The organism is Kitasatospora sp. NPDC089509 (assembly GCF_044749365.1).
Taxonomy (GTDB): Bacteria; Actinomycetota; Actinomycetes; order Streptomycetales; family Streptomycetaceae; genus Kitasatospora.
The window spans coordinates 245,797-268,125 of the sequence record NZ_JBIVHS010000002.1; the positions used below are offsets into that span (position 1 = coordinate 245,797).

At 75.8% G+C, this 22,329-nt stretch carries 14 protein-coding genes; 9 read left to right on the top strand and 5 right to left on the bottom strand.

Annotated features, from left to right (window positions below):
* Window positions 1-26: 26 nt before the first annotated feature.
* The 4 genes from ACIP4P_RS04615 to ACIP4P_RS04630 all read right to left on the bottom strand — a co-directional run bounded on the left by ACIP4P_RS04615 (window position 27) and on the right by ACIP4P_RS04630 (window position 11,893).
* Window positions 27-9,776: an amino acid adenylation domain-containing protein gene (locus ACIP4P_RS04615; RefSeq protein WP_400914726.1), complete on the bottom strand. Its 9,750-nt coding sequence runs from the start codon at window positions 9,774-9,776 to the stop codon at window positions 27-29.
* Window positions 9,777-9,892: 116 nt separating this feature from the next.
* On the bottom strand, window positions 9,893-10,105 hold the full coding sequence (locus tag ACIP4P_RS04620; RefSeq protein WP_350515746.1) for an MbtH family protein: 213 nt from the start codon (window positions 10,103-10,105) through the stop codon (window positions 9,893-9,895).
* Window positions 10,106-10,240: 135 nt separating this feature from the next.
* Window positions 10,241-10,408 (bottom strand): hypothetical protein, encoded by a 168-nt coding sequence (locus ACIP4P_RS04625; protein WP_400914728.1) that lies wholly within the window; start codon window positions 10,406-10,408, stop codon window positions 10,241-10,243.
* A 204-nt stretch (window positions 10,409-10,612) separates the two neighbouring features.
* Complete coding sequence (locus ACIP4P_RS04630; RefSeq protein WP_400914729.1) at window positions 10,613-11,893, bottom strand: IS256 family transposase; 1,281 nt, start codon at window positions 11,891-11,893, stop codon at window positions 10,613-10,615.
* Between the two features lie 339 nt (window positions 11,894-12,232).
* Here ACIP4P_RS04630 and ACIP4P_RS04635 point away from each other — a divergent pair, with 339 nt between their 5' ends.
* The 4 genes from ACIP4P_RS04635 to ACIP4P_RS04650 all read left to right on the top strand — a co-directional run bounded on the left by ACIP4P_RS04635 (window position 12,233) and on the right by ACIP4P_RS04650 (window position 16,178).
* Window positions 12,233-13,219, top strand: coding sequence for a LuxR C-terminal-related transcriptional regulator (locus ACIP4P_RS04635; RefSeq protein ID WP_400914731.1), 987 nt, complete (start codon window positions 12,233-12,235; stop codon window positions 13,217-13,219).
* A 141-nt stretch (window positions 13,220-13,360) separates the two neighbouring features.
* Window positions 13,361-14,824, top strand: coding sequence for a phosphotransferase family protein (locus ACIP4P_RS04640; RefSeq protein ID WP_400914733.1), 1,464 nt, complete (start codon window positions 13,361-13,363; stop codon window positions 14,822-14,824).
* Window positions 14,814-15,239, top strand: coding sequence for a hypothetical protein (locus ACIP4P_RS04645; RefSeq protein ID WP_400914735.1), 426 nt, complete (start codon window positions 14,814-14,816; stop codon window positions 15,237-15,239). The genes ACIP4P_RS04640 and ACIP4P_RS04645 overlap by 11 nt, the downstream gene beginning before the upstream one ends.
* Before the next feature lie 9 nt (window positions 15,240-15,248).
* Window positions 15,249-16,178 carry a LysR family transcriptional regulator gene (locus ACIP4P_RS04650; protein ID WP_400914737.1) on the top strand — a complete coding sequence of 310 codons (930 nt, stop codon included), beginning with the start codon at window positions 15,249-15,251 and terminating at the stop codon, window positions 16,176-16,178.
* Here the strand turns inward: ACIP4P_RS04650 and ACIP4P_RS04655 are convergent.
* The gene (locus ACIP4P_RS04655) at window positions 16,171-17,421 is read right to left on the bottom strand and encodes an MFS transporter (RefSeq protein ID WP_400914740.1); all 1,251 of its coding nucleotides are present in this window, start codon (window positions 17,419-17,421) and stop codon (window positions 16,171-16,173) included. The two genes, ACIP4P_RS04650 and ACIP4P_RS04655, sit on opposite strands and share 8 nt — an antisense overlap.
* A gap of 192 nt (window positions 17,422-17,613) precedes the next feature.
* Between ACIP4P_RS04655 and ACIP4P_RS04660 the strand changes: the two genes are divergently transcribed.
* The 5 genes from ACIP4P_RS04660 (at window position 17,614) to ACIP4P_RS04680 (ending at window position 22,304) form a co-directional block, all read left to right on the top strand.
* Window positions 17,614-18,603, top strand: coding sequence for a DUF4129 domain-containing protein (locus ACIP4P_RS04660; protein ID WP_400914743.1), 990 nt, complete (start codon window positions 17,614-17,616; stop codon window positions 18,601-18,603).
* A complete protein-coding gene (locus tag ACIP4P_RS04665) occupies window positions 18,600-19,139 on the top strand; it encodes a hypothetical protein (RefSeq protein ID WP_400914745.1) in 540 nt (179 codons plus the stop codon). Before ACIP4P_RS04660 ends, ACIP4P_RS04665 begins: the two co-directional genes overlap by 4 nt.
* Before the next feature lie 131 nt (window positions 19,140-19,270).
* Window positions 19,271-20,290 carry an AAA family ATPase gene (locus tag ACIP4P_RS04670; RefSeq protein WP_400914747.1) on the top strand — a complete coding sequence of 340 codons (1,020 nt, stop codon included), beginning with the start codon at window positions 19,271-19,273 and terminating at the stop codon, window positions 20,288-20,290.
* Window positions 20,287-21,675 carry a DUF58 domain-containing protein gene (locus ACIP4P_RS04675; RefSeq protein ID WP_400914749.1) on the top strand — a complete coding sequence of 463 codons (1,389 nt, stop codon included), beginning with the start codon at window positions 20,287-20,289 and terminating at the stop codon, window positions 21,673-21,675. Before ACIP4P_RS04670 ends, ACIP4P_RS04675 begins: the two co-directional genes overlap by 4 nt.
* Window positions 21,672-22,304, top strand: a complete 633-nt coding sequence (locus tag ACIP4P_RS04680) for a hypothetical protein (protein WP_400914751.1) — start codon at window positions 21,672-21,674, stop codon at window positions 22,302-22,304. The genes ACIP4P_RS04675 and ACIP4P_RS04680 overlap by 4 nt, the downstream gene beginning before the upstream one ends.
* The last annotated feature ends 25 nt before the right edge of the window (window positions 22,305-22,329 follow it).

Sequence of the window (22,329 nt, forward strand, 5' to 3'; positions counted from 1 at the left end):
ACCGGGGACGGCCGGTGGCGTACCGCCTAGGAGGCGCTGCCGGGCCGGCGCATCGGCCTGAGGGCGGGCCGGGCCTTGCGGGCCGCGGGCAGCGCGGCGGAGAGTTCGCCGACCGTGGGGTGGTCGAAGAGGGTGCGGATCGACAGCTCGACGTTCAGGGCGGCGCGGATCCGGCTGACCAGCTTGGTGGCGAGCAGCGAGTGTCCGCCGAGGTCGAAGAAGCCGTCGTCGATGCTGACCGTAGCCAGCCCGAGCACCTGGGCGAACAGCTCGCACAGGCTCTGCTCCTGCGCCGTCCGGGGGGCGCGGCCCTCGGGGGCGCCGGTGTAGTCGGGGGCGGGCAGGGCGCGGCGGTCGACCTTGCCGTTGGGGGTGACGGGCAGCGCGTCCAGGGTGACGATCGCGGCCGGGAGCATGTAGGCGGGCAGCCGGTCGGTGGCGAAGGTGCGCAGTTCGCCGGGGGTGGTGTCACCGGTGAGGGTGAGGTAGGTGACCAGCCGCTTGTCGCCGGGTCGGTCCTCGCGGACCAGGGCGAGGGCCTGGCGGACGGCGGGGTGGGCGGTGAACGCGGCCTCGACCTCGCCGAGTTCGATCCGGAAGCCGCGGATCTTGACCTGGTCGTCGGCGCGGCCGAGGAACTCCAGGACGCCGTCGGTGGTGCGGCGGACGATGTCGCCGGTGCGGTACATCCTTTCGCCCTTGCCGCCGAAGGGGCAGGCCGTGAAGCGCTCGGCGGTGAGGGCCGGGCGGGCGAGGTAGCCGCGGGCGAGTCCGGCGCCGGCGATGTAGAGCTCCCCGGGCACCCCGGTCGGGACGGGTTGGAGCCCGTCGTCCAGGACGTAGGCCCGGGTGTTCGCCATCGGGCGGCCGATCGGGACGCTGTCCGGCACCGACTCGGCGGTGGCAAACGGCAGTTGGGTGGCGCAGAGGGTGATCTCGGTGGGGCCGTAGAGCACCCGCACCCCGAGCTCCGGGACGGCCGACAGCACCCGTCGCACGGCCGGCGCGGAGACCACGTCCCCGCCGGTCAGCACCTCGCGCACCCCGGCGAAGACACCGGGATCCTCCTCCGCGATGACCCGGAACAGCCCGGCGGTGACGTGCACATGGGTGAGCCGGTGGGCCCGGACCAGCGCGCCGATGGCGGCCGCGTCCAGGTCCCCCTGGGGCGCGACGACCACCCGGCCGCCGGACAGCAGCGGGGCCCACAGCTCGTAGGTCGAGGCGTCGAAGGCGTGCGGGGCGTGGAAGAGCACCCGCAGCCCGTCGGGGTGCTGCCAGCACGGGTCGGAGGCGAGCTGCACCACGTCCCGGTGGGTGATGGCGATGCCCTTGGGCTCCCCGGTGGAGCCGGAGGTGAACATCACATAGGCGAGCTGTTCCGGATGGATCGCGGGCCGCTGGGCGCGCCGCTCGCGCGGGCCCTCGAAGCGGTCCGGGGTGACCGTCAGCACGGGGCAGGGGGCGTCGGTGGCCAGCGGGTGGTCCCGGTGGGCGGCGTCCGTCAGGACGAGCGCCGCCCCGGTGTCGGCGGTGATCCGCCGTAGCCGCTCGGCCGGGTGCCGGTCGTCCAGCGGGACGTAGGTGCCGCCCGCCTTGAGGACGGCCAGCAGGGCGACCAGCAGCTCGGCGGAGCGGGCCATCAGCAGCACCACCGGGGTGTCGGCGCCGACCCCGGCGTCGGCGAGCCCGGCGGCCAGGTGCTCGGCCCGGGAGTCCAGTTCGGCGTAGCTCAGCGCCCCGGTCTCGGAGACCACCGCGACGGCGTCGGGGGTGGCGGCCGCCCGGGCCTCGAACAGTTCGGGCAGCGACGCGTCCGGGACGGGCACGGCGGTGTCGTTCCAGCCGGTGAGCAGCTGTGCGCGCTCGGCCGGGGCGAGGATCTCGATCGCGCCGATCGGGGCGTCGGGCTCGGCCGTGACGGCCCGCAGCACCCGCAGCAGCCGCTCGGCGAGAGCGGTCGCGGTGCCGTGGTCGAACAGGTCGGTGGCGTACTCGATCGCCACCGTCAGGCCGGCCCGGGGGCCCTGCTCGGTGAAGCGGAAGGACAGGTCGAACTTGGCCACGTCCAGGACGAAGGGGTGCTCGGCGCAGGCCAGTTCACCGAGGGCGGTGGGCACCGCCGCCGGGCTCTCCAGGGCCACCAGGGTCTGGAACAGCGGGTGGCGGGCCGGGGTGCGGGTCGGGTTGAGCTGCTCGACCAGCCGCTCGAAGGGCACATCCTGGTGGTCGAAGGCGTCCAGGTCGGCGCGGCGGACCCGGTCCAGCAGCTCGCGGAAGCCGGGGTTGCCGCTGGTGTCGGTGCGCAGCAGCAGGGTGTTGACGAAGAAGCCGACCAGGTCGTCCAGCGCTTCGTCGGTGCGTCCGGCGACCGGGGTGCCCAGCGGCAGGTCGGTGCCGGCGCCGAGCCGGGTGTAGAGGACGGCGACCGCGGCCTGCAGCACCATGAACAGGCTGGCCTGCTGGGCTGCGGCCAACTCGGCCAGTTCGGCGTGCAGTTCGGCGTCCACCACGGCCTCGGCCAGGCCGCCGCGGTGGCTCGGCGCGGCCGGTCGCGGCCGGTCGTACGGAAGCGCCAGCTCCTCCGGGGCGTCGGCCAGGGTCTGCTGCCAGTAGGCGAGTTGCCCGGTCAGCAGGGCGGTGGGCCGCTCCTGGTCGCCGAGCAGCTCGCGCTGCCAGAGCGCGTAGTCGGCGTACTGGACGGGCAGCGGCTCCCACTGCGGTGCGGCACCGGTCAGGCGGGCCCGGTAGGCGGTGGCCAGGTCGCGGAAGAGCGGGGCGACGGACCAGCCGTCGCCGGCGATGTGGTGCAGCAGCACCAGCAGCACGTGCTCGTCCTGCGGCAGGGAGAACAGCGAGCAGCGGAGCGGGAGTTCGGTCGCGAGGTCGAAGACCTCCCGGCCGGCCCCGGCCAGGGCGGCACGCAGTTCCGCCTCGTCGGCCACCGGGACGACCCGCAGCGGGAGTTCGGGGACCTCGGTGACCAACTGGTACGGCTGGCCGTCGGCGGTGGGGACCAGGGTGCGCAGCACCTCGTGCCGGGCCGCCACGTCCCGCAGGGCCCGTTCCAGGGCGGGGTGGTCGACGGCGCCGGTCAGCCGGAGCGCGAAGGGGGTGTTGTAGAGCGGGCTCGGGCCCTCGAACTGCTCGATGAACCAGAGGCGTTGCTGAGCGGGGGAGAGCGGGACGCGCTCGGGCCGCTCGGCCGGGCGCAGGGCCGGGCGGGCCGGGCCGGAGGCAGGGAGGGCGGTGGCCAGCGCGGCCACGGTGGGGTGGTCGAACAGGGTGCGGATGGGGAGTTCCGCGCCGAGGGCGGCGCGGATCCGGCTGACCAGTTTGGTGGCGAGCAGGGAGTGCCCGCCGAGGTCGAAGAAGTTGTCGTCGATGCTGACCGTCGCCAACCCGAGGACGTCGGCGAAGAGTTCGCCCAGGGACCGCTCGGCGTCGGTGCGCGGGGCCCGGCCCTCGATGCCGCGGTAGTCGGGGGCGGGCAGGGCGCGGCGGTCGACCTTGCCGTTGGAGTTGACCGGCAGGGTGTCGAGGGTGACGATCGCGGCGGGCACCATGTAGCCGGGCAGTCGTTCGGCGACGAAGGTGCGCAGCTCCTGCGGGGTGACCGGGCCGGTGACGTACGCGACCAGGCGCCGGTCGCCCGGCCGGTCCTCGCGGACCAGGGCGATGACCTGCCGGACGGCCGGGTGGGCGGCGAACGCGCTCTCCACCTCGCCGAGTTCGATCCGGAAGCCACGCAGCTTGATCTGGTCGTCCGCTCGACCGACGAACTCCAGTTCGCCTGTGCGGCTCCAGCGGGCGAGGTCGCCGGTGCGGTACATCCGGGCGCCGGGGGCGCCGTAGGGGTCGGCCACGAAGCGTTCGGCGGTCAGGGCCGGGCGGCCGACGTAGCCGCGGGCCAGGCCCGGTCCGGCGAGGTAGAGCTCGCCCTGGACACCCGCCGGCACCGGCCGGAGTCCGGCGTCCAGCACGTACGCCCGGGTGTTGGGCAGCGGGCGGCCGATCGGGACGCCGTCCGGCACCTCGGCCGCGGTGGCCATCGGGTAGCGGGCGGCGAAGGTGGTGGTCTCGGTGGGCCCGTAGACGTTGAGCACCCGGAGGCCCGGGCAGGCCTCCAGGACCCGGCGCATGGCGGTCGGCGAGGCGATGTCCCCGCCCGTCCACACCTCGCGCATCCCGGCGAAGGACTCCGGGGCCTCGGTGGCCAGCACGTTGAAGAGTCCGACCGTGATGAAGGCGCCGGAGACCCGCTGCCCGCCGAACAGCCGGGCGAGCTCGGCGATCCCGAGCCGGCCGGGCGGGGCGATCACCAGGCGGCCGCCGGAGAGCAGCGGGGCCCAGACCTCGTAGGTGGAGGCGTCGAAGGCGGTCGGGGAGTGGACCAGCACGCGGTCGTGGGCGTCCCGGTCGAAGGCTCCGCCGAGGGCGAGGTCGACGATCGAGCGGTGGGTGATGCCGATGCCCTTGGGTACTCCGGTGGAGCCGGAGGTGTGCATCACATAGGCCAACTGGGCTGCGGGGATGCGGAGTCCGAGGTTGTCGGCGGTCTCCTCGCCGACCGTGAGGGTGGTCAGCCCGGTCAGCGCGGGGTGGTCCCGGTCGGTGACGGCGAGGCGCGCGCCGGCGTCGGCGAGGACGGCCCGCAGGCGCTCCTCGGGCTGGGCGTCGTCGAGCGGGACGTAGGTTCCGCCGGCCTTGAGGACGGCCAGGACGGCCACCAGCAGGGCGGGGGAGCGCTCCAGCAGCAGGGCGACGGGGGTCTCGGTGCCGATGCCCGCCGCGACCAGGCGCAGTGCCAATCCATTGGCCCGGGCGTTGAGTTCGGCGTAGCTCAGCTCTCCGCTCTCGGAGACCAGGGCGACGGCGTCGGGGGTGGCGGCCGCCCGGGCCTCGAACAGCTCGGGCACCGACCCCTGCGGCAGCTCGGCGACCGGGCCGCGCCCGCCGGTCAGCAGCCGGTCGCGCTCCTCCGGGGTCAACACCTCGACCGTGCCCAGGAGTTCGGCCGGGTCGGCGACGATCCGGTCCAGCAGGGCGAGGAAGCGGTCCAGCAGGGTGCGCGCCTCGGCCGGGGTGAAGGCGTCCGGCTGGTGGTCAAGCCGCAGGTGGAGGCCGTCGCCGGGGGTGAGGGCGAGCACCAGCGGGTAGTGGGCGCTGTCCACGTCCTCGACCAGGGTGACCCGGGTGGCGCCGCTCGGGTCGGCCGCGTCCAGGGCGGACGGGTCCGGGTAGTTGCCGTACACCGTGACGGTGTCGAACAGGCTGCCCAGTCCGGCGAGTTGCTGGATCTCGGTGAGGCTGAGGTGCTGGTGGTCGAGCAGCGCGGACTGCTCGCGCTGGAGGCGCAGCAGCAGCTGCCCCCAGCTCTCGGCCGGGTCGAGGGCGACCCGCACCGGCACGGTGTTGATCAGCAGGCCCATCATCCGCTCGACGCCGGGCAGGTCGTGCGGTCGGCCGGACACGGTGGTGCCGAACAGCACGTCCTCCCGCCCGGTGAGCCGGGCCAGCAGCACGCCCCAGGCGGCCTGCACCAGGGTGTTGAGCGTCACGCCGTAGCGGCGGGCGGTGCGGCCGAGCGCCTCGGTGGCCTTCGGGGTGAGGCCGGTGTGCAGGCGCAGCGGCAGTCGGGGGACGGCGGCGGAGCGGCCGGGGGCGAGCAGGGTGGGCTCGTCGGTGCCGTCGAGGGCCCGGGCCCAGGCGGCGCGGGCGGCGGCGTCGTCGCGCCGGGTGATCCAGCGCAGGTACTCGCGGTACGGCGCGGCCGGGGGCAGCGGCTGCCCGAAGTACAGGGCCCAGAGTTCCTCGGCGAACAGCGGGGTGGACCAGCCGTCCAGCAGGATGTGGTGGGCGGAGGCGATCAGCCGGTGCCGGCCGGGGGCCAGGGTGAGCAGGGTGTAGCGCAGCAGGGGCGGCCGGGCGAGGTCGAAGCGGCGGCCGTACTCGGCGGCGGCGATCCGGTCGGCCTCGGCCTCCGGGTCGGCGTGGCCGGTCAGGTCGACGACGGTGAAGGGCAGGTCGACCCGGTCCGGGACGGCCTGCACGGGCGGGCCGTCGGGGCGTTGGTGGAAGCCGGCCTTGAGGTTGGGCTGGCGCCGCAGCAGGTCCTCGGCGGCGGTGCGCAGGCGGTCGGCGTCGACCGGGCCGGTGAGGTCGAAGGTGCAGACGGAGGTGTAGACGTCGGCGCCGTCGGTGTCGTAGGCGGCGTGGAAGGCCATGCCCTGCTGCAGCGGCGAGGTGGGCCAGACGTCCACCAGGGCGGCGGGGGCGTGGAGTTCGGCGAGCCGGTCCACCTCCGCCTGGTCCAGCGCGACCAGCGGGAAGTCGGAGGGGGTGTGGCCGCCGGCGTCGGGGCGCTCGGCGTGCCGGGCGAGTGCGTCCAGCGCGGTGAACCAGGCCTCGGCGAGCGCCCGGACCCGTTCCTCGGTGAGCAGTTCGCCGGCCCAGGACCACTGGGCGACCAGCAGCGGACCCTGCGGGGTGTCCACGGTGGTGGCGTCCAGACCGAGGACCCGGCCGAGCGCGAGCTCCGGGGCCGCGCCCTCGGTCATCGCCTCGGCCCCGGCGAGCACGTCCTCGGCGGTGACGCCCTCGGGCTGGAAGCGACCCAGGTAGTTGAACTCGACCTGCGGCTCGGCGTATCCGGCCAGCACCGGGGCGGTGGCCGGGTTGAGGTGGCGCAGCAGGCCGTAGCCGATGCCGTTGTCCGGGACGGCGCGCAGCTGCTCCTTCACCCGGCCGAGGGCGCGGCCGAGCAGGGGCCCGGCGGCGGTGACCTCGGACCAGCCGAGCGGCCCGGGGGCGAGCCGGACGGGGTAGACCGAGGTGAACCAGCCGGCCGTGCGGTGCAGGTCGACGCCCTCGACGACCTCCTCCCGGCCGTGGCCCTCGACGCTCAGCAGCACCGCGCCGTCCGGCCCGGCCGGTGCGTCGCCGCGCCAGTGGGCGAGGGCGAGCGCCAGCGCGGTCAGCAGCACGTCGTTGACCTGGGCGTGGTAGGCGGCCGTGACCCGGGTGAGCAGGGCCCGGGTGGTGTCGGCGGGGAGCACCAGGCGCAGGGTGCCCTCGGTGGCGTAGGTGTCCCGGGCGGGGTCCAGCGGCCGGGTGCCGAGCAGCGGGTCCGGGGTGGCCAGCGCGGCCTGCCAGAGCGGGAGTTCGGCGGCCCGGCGGTCGGTGCGGGCCTCGGCGGTGAGCCGCTGGGCCCAGCGGCGGAAGGAGGTGGGCACCGGGGGCAGTGCGGGCTCCTGGCCCGCGCGGACGGCGGCCAGCGCGGCGAGCAGGTCCTCCTCGACGATGCGCCAGGTGACGCCGTCCACCACCAGGTGGTGGATCACCAGCAGCAGCTGCCCGGGCAGCTCGGGGCCGGTCCCGAAGCGGACGGCCTGGACCATCCGGCCGTCCTCGGGGGAGAGCCGGTCGCGGGCGGTCCCGGTGGCGGCGCGCAGGCTCTCCGTGGTGGCCGGGCCGGGGACGACGCGCAGCACGGTGGCGGCCGGGACGGCGCCGGGCGCGGGGACGTGCAGCGTCCAGGGGCGCTCGGCGAGCGGGGAGGTGCGGGCGCGCAGCAGGTCGTGGTGGTCGAGCAGCGCCTGCAGGGCGGTCACCAGGTCGGGATCCGAGGTCCCGGCGGGCAGGGTGAGCAGGGTGGCCTGGTGGAAGCTCCGTACGGCGCCGTGCTGTTCGGAGAGCCAGTGCACGATCGGGGTCGGCGCCACCTCACCGAGGCCGGCCCCGGGGGGCTCGACCGCGACCGGTCCCTCCAGCGGGCGGGCGAGCGGGGCCAGCGCTTCGACGCTCGGCGCGTCGAAGACCGCGCGGGGGGTGAGCCGGAGCCCGGCCTGCCGGGCCCGGGAGACCAGTTGGATGGCCACGATGGAGTCGCCACCGAGCTCGAAGAAGGACTCGGTGACCCCGACCCGGGGGAGGCCGAGCACCTCGGCGAAGAGCCGGGCCAGGGTGTGCTCCACCTCCCCGGCGGGTGCCCGGCCGCCCTGCTCGGCGGCGCCGAGCACGGGGGCGGGCAGGGCGCGCTTGTCCACCTTGCCGTTGGGGGTGAGCGGCATCCGGTCGAGCACCACGACGACCGGCACCATGTGGTCGGGCAGCCGCTCGGCGCAGTGGGCGCGCAGCTCGGCCGGGTCGGCGCCGCCGACGGTGTAGCCGACGAGGCGGCGCTCGCCCGGGCGGTCCTCGCGGACCAGCACCGCGGCCTGGCGGACGTCGGGGTGGGCGGAGAGGGTCTGCTCGATCTCACCGAGCTCCACCCGGAAGCCGCGGATCTTCACCTGGTCGTCGGCCCGGCCGAGGAAGTCCAGCTGGCCGTCCGGCCGTCGGCGGCCGAGGTCGCCGGTGCGGTACATCCGGTCGCCGGGCCCGCCGAACGGGCAGGCCACGAAGCGGTCCGCGGTCAGGGCGGGGCGGCCCAGGTAGCCGCGGGCCAGGTGCGGGCCGGAGACGTACAGTTCGCCGACCGTGCCGGGCTCCACCGGGCGCAGCCGCTCGTCCAGCAGGTGGATCCGCACGTCCTGGCAGGGGTGGCCGATCGGGGGCTGCTCGGTGCCGGTGAGCGGCTCGCTCATGGTGACGATGACGGTGGTCTCGGTCGGCCCGTAGCTGTTCAGCATCAGCCGGTCGCGGCCGAGCCGGGCGGCCAGTTCGCGCGGGATGGCCTCGCCGCCGCCGATCAGGGTGCGCAGCGTGGGCAGCGGGACGTCCGGCAGGGTGGCGGCCATCGCGGTGGCGACGTCGGCGTGGGTGACGCCGTGCCGGTCGATCAGCGCGGCCAGCGACTCGCCGACTAACTCGCTCTGCTCGCGCGGGAGGACGAGCGCGGCGCCGGTGCTGAGCGCCACCGCCAGGTCGGAGACGGACACGTCGAAGCTGAGCGAGGCGGCCTGGAGCACCCGGCTGCCGGGGCCGACGCCGGTGGCCGCGACCTGGGTTCCGATCATGCTGGGCAGCCCGGAGTGGGTGACGGCCACGCCCTTGGGCAGGCCGGTGGAGCCGGAGGTGTAGATGACGTACGCGGTGTGGTCGGCGGTCAGCGGCCGGACCCGCTCGGCGGCGGTGAACGGGGTGCCGGTCCGCTCGGCCAGCTCGGCGAGGTGCCCGGGGGAGTCGAGCAGCAGCCGGGACGCGCCGGTGTCCGGCAGCCGCCCGGCGGTGTCGGCGGTGGTGAGCACCAGCGCGGCCCGGGAGTCGGTGAGCAGGTGGCGCAGCCGGTCGGCCGGGTAGGCCGGGTCGGCGGGCAGCCAGGCGGCGCCGGTCTTGGCCACGGCCAGGATCGCGGCGATCGCCTCGGGGGACTTGGGCAGGGCGAGCGCGACGACGTCCTCGGTGCCCAGCCCGCGGGCGGCCAGCACCCGGGCCAGCCGGTTGGCCCGGGCGTCCAGTTCGGCGTACGTGAGGACGGCGTCCCCGGCGTACAGCGCGGGGGCGTCCGGGGTGCGGGCGACCTGGGCGTCCACCAGCGCGCCGAGGGTCGGGCGCGGGTCGGCGTCCGGGTCGACGGCCGGGGCGGCGAGCCGGGTGGCCAGGGCGGCCGGGGTGGGGGCGTCCAGCAGCAGCGGCAGCGGCACCCGGAAGCCGAGCTCGGCGCGCACCCGGGCCGACAGCCGGACGGCGGCGGGCCGGTCGCCGCCCAACTCGAAGAAGCCCGCCGCGGGGTCGACCGACTCCCGGCCGAGCACCTCCGCGAACAGTCGACACAGCACCTCGGCCGCTGCCGGCCGTGGGTGGGCTCTGTGCGTCTGCTGGTCCCCGGACATGTGGCTCTCTCCCTCGTTGCTGCGCGACCGGTGGAGCGTGCGGTGGTGCGGTGCCGTGGTGCTGTGCCGTGGTGCGGTTTCCGTGCGGTGGGGTGCGGCGGGGTGGTGCGGTGCCGTCAGTGGCCGGACAGGTGGGCGACCAGGCTCTTCGGCCGCAGGTCCTGCCAGTGCTGCTCGACGTAGTCGACGCAGTCCTGCCGCCCGGCGGCGCCGAAGACCTGCTGCCAGCCGTCGGGCACCGGGCTGAAGACCGGCCACAGCGAGTGCTGGCCCTCGTCGTTGACCAGCACGAGGTACTGGGCGTCCGGGTCCTCGAACGGGTTCGCCATCGTCGGTTTCCTCTCTGTTCCGGGAATTACGGGGAGGGGGGAATTTCGTCGGCGTTCGGTGAACGGTCCGGGTCGACTTCGCGTGGTGCACGGAGTGCGTCGGCACACCCGGCCGGTGACTTCACCGTGGTGCGGTCACGGACCCCAGCCGGAGTCGTCCCCGTGCACCGTGTGGACCTTGGTGGGCCCGGCGGAGGCCACGGAGAGGTGCGCTCCGGAGTGGCCCTGGAGGACGACGAAGGAGATCAGCAGAAGGGCGAGAATCCCGAGCATCTCGTGAATGCGACCGGCATGATTCGTCATGGCGAATTCCTCTTCCTGAGGCGGGCGGTGTGTGCGCTCCTCGCTGTGAAAGAATCCTGCCGAGGCTCAAACTGAGGTGGAAGCTCTGGTCGTTGTCGGGATCACGCAATGCGGGAACCGGAAGCGTGAACAAAGTGTGTCAAAAACGGGCAGAACTGATGCAATGAGCACCTGGCACTGTCAGATCAGTGGTGGGGGCCGCGCTCAGTGCCGGGAACCCCGGCGCAGTTCCTCCCGGACGGCCGGCCAGTCCCCGCACCACGGCCGCCCGGCCCCGGACGGCGAGTCCAGCGCCAGCGTCGCCAGGTAGACCCGCTTGAGCGCGGCCCGTTCGTCCCGCACCCGCCCCGCGACCTGTTCGATCCGGCGCAGCCGGGCGTGCAGCCGCTCCAGCGCGCCCCCGCCGGCCAGCAGCCGGCGCGCCTCCGGGCCGAACCGGAAGCCGGGGGCGAGCAGCGGCCAGGCCGCCCGCCAGACCCGGAACACCTCGCGGTGGCTCGGCCCCCACTCCCGCTCGGCCCGGCCCAGCCGTTCCAGCGCCACGGCCTCGGTGGGCGCCGTGCAGATCTCGTGCAGGGTCCGGGCCAGCCCGCCCCAGTCCTCGCCCGGCGCGTGCCGCAGCGCGGCGTGCAGCAGCTGGGCCACCGAGGTGTGCACCACGGTGCGCGGCCAGCGCTCGGCCGCCGCCTCGGCCAGGCCCGGCGCGGCGTCGCCGACCAGCACCCAGACCTCCCGCACCCCGCGCTCGGCCAGCCCGGCCAGCACCTGCGGCCAGTTCTCCCCGTCCGCGGTCGGCCACAGGCCCAGCACCTGCCGCAGTCCGTCGGCCGAGATCCCCAGCGCCAGGTGCACCAGCGGGCCGCCCGAGCGGCCGCTGCGCACCGAGTCGAGGAAGACCACCGGATAGACCGGGTCCAGCGGGCAGCCGCGCCGCTCGGCCAACTCGTCCAGCACCTGGTCGGTGATCGTCGAGACGGTCTCCCGGCTGAGTTCCACCCCGTACACCTCGGCCAGATGGGCCACCAGCTCGCCGGAGCTGAGGCCGCGCGCGGTGAGCGAGACCACCAGCCGGTCCAGGCCGGGCAGTCGGCGGGCCCGGGGGCGGACCGTCCGGGGGGCGAAGCTGCCGTCGCGGTCGCGCGGCACCCGCACCTCGACCGGGCCGATCTCGGTGAGCAGCCGTCTGGCCCGGGCGCCGTTGGGGCCGTTGGTGCCACCGGGGCCGGCCGGGGCGTCGGCGCCGCCGGGACCGGCGGGGTCGGCGCCGGCGCCCGGCCCGTGCAGGTGCTCCTGGAGCTCCAGCTCCAGAGCGCGCTCGATCAACTGCTTGGCGAGCGCCTGCAGCAGCCCGCCGTCGCCGAGCAGCCGCACCGCGCCGGAACCGACCTGCGCGGCCGCCGCCTCCGCGAGCTGGCGCACCAGCCGCTGGTCCACCAACCCGGTCGGGTCCCCGGAGGCGGGAGGGGGGTCGGGATCAGTGCGCAACAATGGGGGTGCCTTCCGTCCGTCGGCCGGACCGTCCACCGGCCGTTCGCTCCGGCCGCCCTGACGGGGCGACACGTGCAATGCGACGGTCATCCGCCCGTCACCGCAGCCGGGTACGGTCGTGCTCGCGTCACCACCGTCGGACGCCGTTGCCGGGCAGGCCCGATAGCGCCGAGAACCGCTGATTTCCGCGCCTTCAGGGCGTACACTCGCGGCTGTCGTGGCCCGGGGGGGATGCGTCCGAACGGCAGGCTGTTCCATCCTGCCCCTTCGGATGCCTGGCTCCAGCCGGTGCGGGCATTCGTGAAAGCGCAATGCCGAAGCCGGAAGGACGCCCAGATGTGCGTATCCCAGGACAGCTGCACGGAAAAGGGGACACCCCAACTCTGTGACCGGGGGGTCGAGTTCTACCGCCTCGCGGTCGCCGAAGGCGGCGCCGACGCCGGACAGGCCCCCGAATGCCTGCTCGTCATGGGCCTGCTACGGGCCCTGCCCGGCGACGGACAGCGGCTGGCCGCCGTCCCGCCGGACCTCGCGGTCACCGGCCTGACCCGGCCGCTCGAACTCGCCGTACTCGCCCACCAGGAGCGGCTCGCCGAACTGCGCACCGCCTTCGCCGTCGCCGAACACGCCTACCGGGACGTGATGAGACAGGCCCAGCTCCCGATCCGCCTGCTGGCCGGCGAGGAGATCAACCCCGCGCTGGACAAGGCCGTCGCCGCCTGCGCCGAGGAACTGCGCACCGCCCAGCCCGGCGGCGGCCGCGGCGCCGACCACCTGGCCGACGCGCTCCCGCGCGACCTCGCCCTCGCTGAACGCGGCGTCCGCCAACGCACGCTGTACCAGCACACCGTGCGCTCGCACGGACCCACCCTCGCCTACATCGAGCAGGTCACCGCCCGGGGCGCCCAGGTGCGCACCCTGAACGAGGTCTTCGACCGGGTCATCATCTGCGACCGCTCCACCGCCTTCATCCCGGCCGGCGCCCAGCGCGAGGCCGCCGCGGTGCTCATCCAGTTCCCGCCGCTGGTGGAGTACCTGCTCAAGATCTACGAACTGATGTGGGAACGCGCCGAACCCGTCACCTACCAGGACGGCCACCACCGCCCCCGGCTGCTCACCGACCGCACCCGGCAGAACGTGCTGCGGCTGATGGTCAACGGCTACACCGACGAGGCCATCGCCTCCCGCCTCGGGATGAGCACCCGCACCGTCTCCAGCCACATCCAGAAGGCCAGCGAACTCCTCGGCAGCCGCAGCCGCGGGCACCTGGGCTACATCATCGCCAGCGAAGGCGTGTTGGCCGAAGCGCTCGACGAACTCTGACCGCACTTCCGGCACTTCCGGCAGTCCCGGCACTCCCGGCGCGAGGCTTCGGGCAGCGCAGCCTCACCAGGGAAGCCCTCGGAGAAAGAAGACCCCGTGCTCGACCCCGCGCTCCGGAGCGCACTCCGGGACCTTCGAACCGTGCGGTCCCGCAAGCCCGTTGACGACCACCGGGACGGCCTCGCCGACTGGCACGGGGCGATGGCCGACGCCCTGGAGGCGCTGGCCGCGCTGCTCCTCTTCGCCTCGGACCGACGGCAGGCCCGGACGGCGGCCGACCGGGCCCGGAGGACGGCGGCCGAAATCCGCTCGCGTCCGGCGGCCGGCGTGGGCGAGGCTGAGCGGATGCAGCGAGCGAACAGTCGGACCGTGACCGTCGATCTCACCCACGGGGACGCGTACTTCGGGCAGCTGGGCCCGTTCGAGACGGACCTCGGCTGGTGGTCCTCGGTGGACGGCGTGGTCGCCCGGGCGAGCGAACTCGCGGGAGTGCCGGTGCTGGTGACCCGCCTGCTCGACGGGCGGAGCGCGGACCCCGGCCACGGCGGCCGGGTGCGCTACCACGCCGAGGCGCTCCGGCGGCCGACCGGCCTCGACCCGCGCCCGCCGGACGCCGGGACGGCCGCCCTGCTGGCCCCCGCCGCCGGGCGCGCCGCCTGGGCCACCCCGGAGGGCCTGCGCGCGGCCCTGGCCTGGGCCGGGACGCGGCTCGCCGACCTCGGCCGCCCGGCCACCGGCGCCGCCCGGCAGATCCGGACCTGGAACCTGTCCGGCCTCTTCCGCGTCCCCACCGCCACCGGCACCGACGCCTGGCTGAAGACCACCAGCCCGCGGTTCAACGCCCCGGAGGGCCGGGTGATCGCCCTGCTCGGTGGCATCGACCCCGCCCTCGTCCCGACGGTGCTCGCCGACGACCCGGCCGACGGGCGGCTGCTGCTCGACCACGTCCCCGGTGAGGACTGCTGGCGCCCGACCCCCGGGACCGTCGCCGACGTCGTCCCCCGCTTCGTCGCCGCCCAGGCCGCCCTGGCCGAGCGCCCGACCGCCCTGGCGGGGCTGCGCGACCGCACGCCCGCCGCACTGCACGCCCGGTTCACGGACCTGCTGGAGCGGCTGCCCGCCGAGACCGACCTGACGGCCGAAGAACGCGACCGGCTGGGGCGGTTCGCCGCCGAACTGCCCGCACTGCTGCGCGAACTGGCGGCCTGCGGCCTCCCGGAGACCCTGCTGCACGGCGACTTCCACCCCGGCAACTGGCGTACCGGCGAGGCCGGTTCGGTGGTGGTCGACTACGCGGACGCCTGCCTCGGCCACCCCGCCGTGGACGGCCTGCGCCCCCGCGGCTACCTCGGCCCGGCGGCCTGGCGGCACCACGCCGGGGTCTGGGCGGAGGCCTGGCGCCGGCACCTCCCCGGCTCCGACCCCGAGCGCGCCCTCGAACTCGCCGAGCCGCTGCAGCACCTCTTCTACGCGCTGCGCTACCAGGAGTTCCTGGACCACATCGAGCCCAGCGAACGCCCGTACCACGAGGGCGACCCGGCCGCCGAACTGCGCGCCGTCCTGGCCTGCCCGCCCCTCCGGCCGGGGCGCGCCGATGCTTCCTGACCCGCCGGTGCCGCGTCAGGTCAAGGTCCTCGACACGGCCGCGCTGCTCCGGCTGGAGGAGCGCGCCCGGGAACTGCGCCTCAATCAGCGGCTGGACCCCGCCTGGGTGCGGGAGCACGCGGCGCCCGACGGGGCCCACCACCTGTGGCCGATCCTCTGGAACACCGTGTTCCATCGCCCGGAGCTGCCGCGCCAGCTGCGCTGCGAGCTCGTGCTCTCGCTCCGTACCGGCGGGACGGTGACCGGCCTGTTGGACGTGCTGCCCGAGGAGTTCGCCCCGCTGCCGAGGGTGACCTCGCGGGAGGAGGGACTGCGGGTGCGGCAGCTGCTCGACGCCGGTCCGACGGTCAGGGAGTGGCTGCTCCGGGAGGGCGACGGGAGTTCGGGGACGGGCCCCGGACCGGACCTTGCCTAGACTGCGAGGGTGGACCGTACGCCCTCGAACCCCGTGCCCGTGGCGCCGCCTGGGCACGTGCTGCCCGAACTGCCGCTGCAGGAGCTGGAGTGCTTCTCCGTCCTCGTGCACCAGCTGCACTTCGGGCGGACGGCCGGGCTGCTCGGCGTGTCCCAGGGGCGGGTCTCCCAGCTGATCAAGCGGCTGGAGAGCCGGGTCGGTGCGCCGGTGTTCGAACGGACCAGCCGGCGGGTGGAGTTGACCGAGCTGGGCCGCGGCCTGGCCGAGCAGGTGGTGCCCGCCTTCGCCCGGCTGCGGGCGGGCTACGACGAGGCCCGGGCCCGGGCCTCGGCCGCCGACGCGCCGCTGCGCCTGGGGTTCCAGTGCGCGGTGTACGAGCCGGTGGCGCGGGCCGTCTCCCGGCTGCCGGAGGGCGCCGCGGACCTGGTTGAACTGCCCTGGGGGGACCCGTTCTCGCAGCTCGACCGGGGTGAGGTCGACCTGGCGATCGCGCTCGCCCCGTGCCGGGAGCCGGGGTTGGAGGTGCTGCTGGAGTTCTCCCGGCGGCCGGTGTACGTGGCGGTGGCCGCCGCGCGCCGCCCGGCGGGCCCGGCCGTCGTGTCCGCCGAGGAGCTGGCGGCGCTTCCGCTGATCGAGCCGCGCGGCGCGGCGCCCGAGTACTGGCGGCTGGCCAACGCCCCGCGCCGGACGACGGACGGGCGGGAGCTGACCTATCCGACGGGCGCCGCCACCGTCCAGGAGGGGTTGTCGATGGTGGCCAGCACCGGGCGGGGCCTGCTGCTGTGCGAGGACAGCACGCGCTACGTCCCGCGGCCGGACATCCGCTACCTGCCGGTGCCGGAGCTGGAGCCGAGCGCGCTGCAGGTGGTGCAGAGCGTACGGCGGCCGCACCGCCTGGCCGGTCGTTTCGTGGACTTGCTGCTGGCCGAGGTCAGTTGACGGTGTCGGTGCCGCCGGTACGGGCGTCGGCGGCGCGCGGCCGGGTGACGGCGGCGAGCAGCAGCCCGGCGGCGGTCAGCCCGGCCGCGGTGTACAGCACGGCGTGGTTCCCGGACCGGTCGACGACCATCCCGCCGGCCAGCGAACCGAGCGCGATGCTCGCGTTGAACACGCCCGCCCAGACGGCCGCCGAGGCCTCGATCCGGCCAGGGTCGGCGGTGCGGATCCAGGTCTGGGTGGAGACCGACACCCCGCCGTACGCGGCGCCCCAGAGGATCAGGGCGAGCAGCACGGTGACCACGCCGCCGGTGGCGGAGGGCAGCAGGGCGGCGGCCAGGGTGACGCCGGAGAGGGCGAGGACGACGGCGAGCTTGGGGCGGCGGCCGGACAGCGGGCCGAGCGAGAAGTTCCCGGCGACGCCCGCCAGTCCGTACACCAGCAGGCAGGTCGCGATGGTGCCGCTGCTCAGACCCGCGTCGGTTTCGAGGACCGGGCGGACGTAGGTGTAGCCCGCGAAGTGCCCGAGTACGACGAACGCGGTGACGGCGGCGCCGGCCGCGACGCCCCGGTTGCGCAGCGCGTCGGTGAGGCCGCCGAGGCGCCCGCGCCCGGTGACTGGCAGGGCGGGCAGGGCGGGCAGGGTGGCGGCCAGTGCGGCGGCGGAGCCGGCCCCGAGCAGGGCGAGCGCCCAGAAGGCGGCGCGCCAGTCGAGCAGTGCGGCGAGGTAGGTGCCGAGCGGGACGCCGAGCACCGAGGCGATCGAGACCCCGGAGAAGATCAGGGTCATGGTCAGCGCGATCCGCGGACCGTCGGCCAGCCGGGGGCCGAGGCCGGCGGCGAGGCCCCAGACGATCCCCATCGCGCCGCCGAGCAGGATCCGGCCGAGCGCCAGCACCGGGAAGTTCGGCGCGAGCGCGCTGACCGCGTCGGCGAGGGCGAGCAGCAGCATGAAGGCGATCAGCACGGTCCTGCGGTCGCGCCGTCCGACCAGGACCGGGGTGAGCGGGGAGAGCAGGGCGGCGATCAGGCCGGTGATGGTGAGGGTGAGTCCGGTGGTGCCGTCGGAGACGCCGAGGCTGTCGGACATCGGGGTGAGCAGGCCGACCGGCATCATCTCGGAGGACACCACGGTGAAGGTGGCCAGGGCCACGGCGAGCACCGGGGACCAGCGGTGGCCGGCGGCCGGGGCCGGGGCTGTGGCCGGGGCAGTCGAAGGGGCGGGGGTGGTTTCCGCTTGCGTCATGCGGTCAGCTCACCAGCGGCCCCGACGGCCGAACAAGATCGAATACCTCATCGACCGATGAGCCCGGCTCATCGATCGGGACAAGATCACCGCCGGACCACCGGGACCCGGAACCGCAGGTGACAGCGCGACGGTCGGTGTGCGACCCTGCAGGTCGCGCGCCGTCGCGCGCAGGGGACCGGGGGGTTTCGGATGAGCGGTGGGTCGCCGTCGGGCGGGCACGGGCGGTGGGGTCGCCCGGCGGGCGTGCTGCTGGTCGTCCTCGGACTGATCGCGGCCGCTGCGGCGCTGCGCCCCGAGGGCGGGCTGCTCGGGACCCCGACGACCGGGCCGGTGGCGAACCTCGGCTACGTGGTACTGCTCGGGCTGGCCTTCGCCGGCCTGGTCGGCAGGTTCGCGGCGCGCTACCGCGAGGAGGTCCGCCATCTCGACGGGCCGACGCCCCGGGCCGAGCGCCTGCGGGCGGTGGCGATCCGCCTGCTCCCGCTGGCCGCCGGCGCGGTGCCGGTCCTGCTGCTGGTCCTGCACACCCGGGCCGGCAAGCCGTCCGTACGGTTCGAGCCGCCGGTGGTGACCCCCATGAGCGTCCCGCCCGGCCTCCCGCAGGCCCCGCCGGTCACCGTCCCGGAGGGCGGCGGGGTGGGGGTCGGCGCGGTGGTCGTCGGCCTGCTCGCGGTGGTGGCGGTGGTCGCCCTGCTGATCGGGCTCGTCCTCCTGTTCCGGAAACGCCGTGGGCGGGTGCCGCTGCTGCCCGCGGCGCCGCCCCTCGCCGTCGTGCCGGCGCGCCCCGAGGAGGCGCTCGCGGACGCCGTCGCCTCCGGCCGTCGGGCGCTGACGGGTGACGACGCCCGGGCCGCGGTGATCGCCTGCTACGCGGCGATGGAGGGCTCGCTGGCCGAGTCCGGCCTGCCCCGGCAGGCCTGGGAGAGTCCGACGGAACTGCTCCACCGGGTGCTGTCCGACGGGCGGGTCGACGCCGCCGCGGCACGGGAGCTCACCGCGCTGTTCCGCGAGGCCCGGTACTCCACCCACCCGATGGACGACGAGCAGGTGCGCCGGGCCCGTGCGGCACTGGACGCCATCGCCGCCCGGCTCGCGGAGGCCGGACCTCCGGCGGAGGACGGGCTTCCGGCGCAGGCCGGGGCGCGGGCCGAGGCGCGGGCCGGGGGAGGAGCGCGATGAGCGGCACCACGCGAGCGGACCGGGAATCGGACCGGGAACCGGACCGTGAACTCGCCCGCCCGGGCTCGGTGCGCCACAGCCTGATCGAACTCGCCGTGCCCGCCGTCCTCGCCGAGGTGCTGTTCGCCCTGGTCGGCGGCTGGCCCGGGGCGGGGTTCGGCGCGGCCCTGCTGGCCGTCACCGGCCTGTTGGTCGGCCGCCGGGTGGCCGGAGCGGGAGCCGACGCCTTCGCCCTGCGCAGCCGGCCGCGGCAGCAGGAGCTGTACGAACCGGGCCTCGGCGACTGGCGCTGGACGGTCCGCCAGGGCCTCGACCCCAAGGGCGACCCCGGACCGCTGCGCACCCGGATCCGCCGGCTGTACGCGGTACGGCTCGCCGAGGAGCACGGCCTGGACCTGTCGGCCGACCGCGACCGGGCCGCCGAACTCCTCGGGCCGCGGCTGTGGCCGTGGATCGACCCGCTGGCACCCCCGCCGGCCGCGGTCTTCCCGGCGGAGGTCGTGCGCGAGCTGGTCGACCGGCTCGACTCGCTGTGACCTCCCGCCACCGACCCGACCCCGGCACCGACCCCGGTACAGACCTTGGCACCGACTTCGGTACCGATCCCGGCACCGACCTCGGCACCGAGCCCAGAACCCAGCGACCGAATCGTTTCCGCAGGAGCGTCATGCCCGACCTTTCCAGCACCCTCCAGGACTCCGTCCGCCCCGTCGCCCCGCTGACCCCGCAGCAGGCCGGAGAGCGGGCCCGCGCGGTGATCGCGGAGATCGAACGGGCCGTGGTCGGCAAGCCCGAGGCGCTGCGCCTGGTCATGCTCGGAGCGCTGGCCGGCGGGCACGTCCTGGTCGAGGACCTCCCCGGCCTCGGGAAGACCCTGCTGGCCCGCTCGTTCGCGACCACCCTCGGCCTGGACTTCCGCCGGATCCAGTTCACCCCCGACCTGCTGCCCTCCGACGTCACCGGCGCCCCCTTCTACGAGCGCAGGACCGGCGAGATGGTGTTCCGGCCGGGGCCGCTGTTCACCCAGCTGCTGCTGGCCGACGAGATCAACCGGACCCCGCCCAAGACCCAGGCCGCCCTGCTGGAGGCGATGGCCGAGGGCCAGGTCTCCGTCGACGGCGCCACCCGCCGCCTGCCGGACCCCTTCCTGGTCATCGCCACCGCCAACCCGATCGAGTACGAGGGCACCTACTCCCTGCCCGAGGCCCAGCTCGACCGCTTCCTGCTGCGGGTGCGGATGGGCTACCTCCCCACCGCCACCGAGGCGGCGATGCTGCGCGCCCGGATCGACCGGGCGGCCCCCGAACCGGTACTGGAGACCGTCGCCGGCCCGGCGGAACTGCTCGCCATGCGGGCCGCGGTGGAGCGGGTCGAGGTCGACGACGACCTGGTCGACTACGTCATCGCCCTGGTCGACGCCACCCGCAACGACCAGCAGATCCAGGTGGGCGCCTCGCCCCGCGGCGGTCTGGCGCTGATCCAACTCGCCCGCGCCAACGCCATGGTGGAGGGCCGCGACTACCTCACCCCCGAGGACGTCAAGGCGCTGGCCGGCCCCGCCCTGGCCCACCGGATCACGCTCAAGCCGGAACTGTGGGTGCGGCAGATCGAGGCGGACGACGTGGTGGCACGGCTGGTCGCCTCCGTCCCGGTGCCGCAGACGCTGCCGCGGGCGGTGACGCCGTGAACCCCGGCCCGGCCGCCGAGCGGGACGGGACCGGCGAGGAGGCCGCCGACGACGACCGCCTCGCCCACCGGGCCCGGGCGCTGGCCGTCGCCCGCAGCGTCCGGGCCAGCGCCGCCGGCCTGCCCGACAGCCCGCCCGCACCGCACTGGCGGCCCGGCGAGCAGACCCTGCGCCTGCTCACGGTGGCCACCGTCGCGGCCGTCACCGCCGTGGTCACCGGCCAGGCCTGGCTGCTCGCCCCGGGCGCCTTCGCGGCCGTGCTGCTCGCGTTCGCCGCCCCCGGAACCGGCCGGCCCACTCGGCTGTCCGCCGAGAGCGCCGTCGGGCCGCGCCGCTGCTTCGAGGGCGAGCCCGTCACCGTCCGGGTCACCGTGGCGCACGACGGCCGGATCGGCCGCCCCGAGCCCGTGGTCTCGCTCGGCCCCGGCCTCGCCCTGGACGCCCTGACCGTCACCCCGACCGGCGTCGACCTCGTCCTGCACGCCGACAGCTGGGGCCGCCGGCACCTGGGCGTGGTCGACCTAGACGTGCCCGACGCCCACGGCCTGACCCTCCGCACCGTCCGCACCGACCTCGGCACCGTCGACGTCTTCCCCGTCCCCGACTCCGCCCGACTCACCCCGATCCCGGTCCGGCTGCCGGAGCGGATCGGCGAGCACACCACCGCCCACGAGGGCACCGGCGTCGAGGTGGTCGGCGTCCGCCCGCACGTGCCCGGTGAACGGCAGCGCCGGATCCACTGGCCGTCCACCACCCGCCGCGACGCCGTCCAGATCAACCAGTTCGCCGCCGAACGCGCCGCCGACGCGGTCGTCCTGCTCGACACCCTCGCCGACTACATCGACACCGCCACCGGCCGCCGCAGCCTGGACGAGACCCTGCGCGCCGCGGCCGGCCTGGCCCGCGCCTACCTGCGCCGACACGACCGGATCGGTCTGATCGCGGTCGGCGGACAGCTGCGCCAGCTCACCGCCGGCAGCGGCGACCGGCAGTTCTACCGGCTGGTGGAGAGCGTGCTGGAGGCCCGTCAGGACCGCCCCCGGCGCGGCCCGCTGCCGCCGCTGCCGCTCGCCGCCCTGCCCGGGCACGCCCTGGTCTACGCCTTCACCCCGCTCGCCGACCAGCGCATCCTGGACGTCCTCGGCCAGATCCGCGAGCGCGGCAACCCTCTCGTCGTGGTGGAGATCCCGGCCGGTGAGCCGACGCCCCGCCCCGGCGAGGAGATCGACGCCCTCGCCCTGCGCCTGTGGCGCGCCGAACGTGAGGCGATGCGCGCCACCCTGCGCGGCCGGGGGATCCCGGTGGTGGGTCACACGCCGGGCGAGACCCTGGACCTGGCCCTCGGGCCGCTGCTGCGCCGCCGCATCATGGGAGCCGCCCGATGACCGCCCCCTCGACATCCGGTACGTCCGGTACGTCTGGTACGACCGGCACGACGGGTTCCGCGCGGGCCACCGGGGCGGCCGGGGCCGCCGACCGGTCCGCGGGGCTCGAACGCGCCGCCCTGCGCGCGGTCGGCACCGCGCTCGCCCTGGCCGCCGCGGGCGTCGGGAGCGGCACGCTCACCGACCGGGTCGGGCCGTTGTTGCTGCTGCCGGTGGCCGCCTTCGCCCTGTGGGCGGCCGTCCCCGCTGCGGACGGGCCGACCCCGGCGCGCTGGCCGGCGCGGCTGTCCGCGGCCCGCACCACCCTGCTCGCCGCCGGAGCCGTGCCGCTCGCCGCCGTCGGTGCGCCGACCTGGTGGCGGGCGCTCGCCGTGACCGTCCTGCTGGCCGGTTACCTGGTGCTGCTCGACGCGTTCGGCCCCCGCCATCCGACCGTCCGCCCCGGTGCCGCGGCCGCCGCCCTCGGCGCCGCGCTGCTGGTCCTGCCGGCGGCGTTCGCCGCCGGCGCGGCGGGGGAGTGGTCCCGCCCGCTCGCCGTGCTCGGTCTGGCCGCGGCCGCCGTCGGCGTGGGCCTGGCCCTGCGGCCTACGGGCCGACCGGCGGAGGAGGACGGCCCGGGCCGCCCCTGAGCCCCCGTGGGGGCTGAGGACGGCC

What these genes read in the sequence shown, in the direction of transcription:
- ACIP4P_RS04615 (WP_400914726.1), bottom strand. Translation starts at nt 9,776, where the DNA reads ATGTCCGGGGACCAGCAGACGCACAGAGCCCACCCACGGCCGGCAGCG.
- ACIP4P_RS04620 (WP_350515746.1), bottom strand. Translation starts at nt 10,105, where the DNA reads ATGGCGAACCCGTTCGAGGACCCGGACGCCCAGTACCTCGTGCTGGTC.
- ACIP4P_RS04625 (WP_400914728.1), bottom strand. Translation starts at nt 10,408, where the DNA reads ATGACGAATCATGCCGGTCGCATTCACGAGATGCTCGGGATTCTCGCC.
- ACIP4P_RS04635 (WP_400914731.1), top strand. Translation starts at nt 12,233, where the DNA reads ATGTGCGTATCCCAGGACAGCTGCACGGAAAAGGGGACACCCCAACTC.
- ACIP4P_RS04645 (WP_400914735.1), top strand. Translation starts at nt 14,814, where the DNA reads ATGCTTCCTGACCCGCCGGTGCCGCGTCAGGTCAAGGTCCTCGACACG.
- ACIP4P_RS04655 (WP_400914740.1), bottom strand. Translation starts at nt 17,421, where the DNA reads ATGACGCAAGCGGAAACCACCCCCGCCCCTTCGACTGCCCCGGCCACA.
- ACIP4P_RS04660 (WP_400914743.1), top strand. Translation starts at nt 17,614, where the DNA reads ATGAGCGGTGGGTCGCCGTCGGGCGGGCACGGGCGGTGGGGTCGCCCG.
- ACIP4P_RS04665 (WP_400914745.1), top strand. Translation starts at nt 18,600, where the DNA reads ATGAGCGGCACCACGCGAGCGGACCGGGAATCGGACCGGGAACCGGAC.
- ACIP4P_RS04670 (WP_400914747.1), top strand. Translation starts at nt 19,271, where the DNA reads ATGCCCGACCTTTCCAGCACCCTCCAGGACTCCGTCCGCCCCGTCGCC.
- ACIP4P_RS04680 (WP_400914751.1), top strand. Translation starts at nt 21,672, where the DNA reads ATGACCGCCCCCTCGACATCCGGTACGTCCGGTACGTCTGGTACGACC.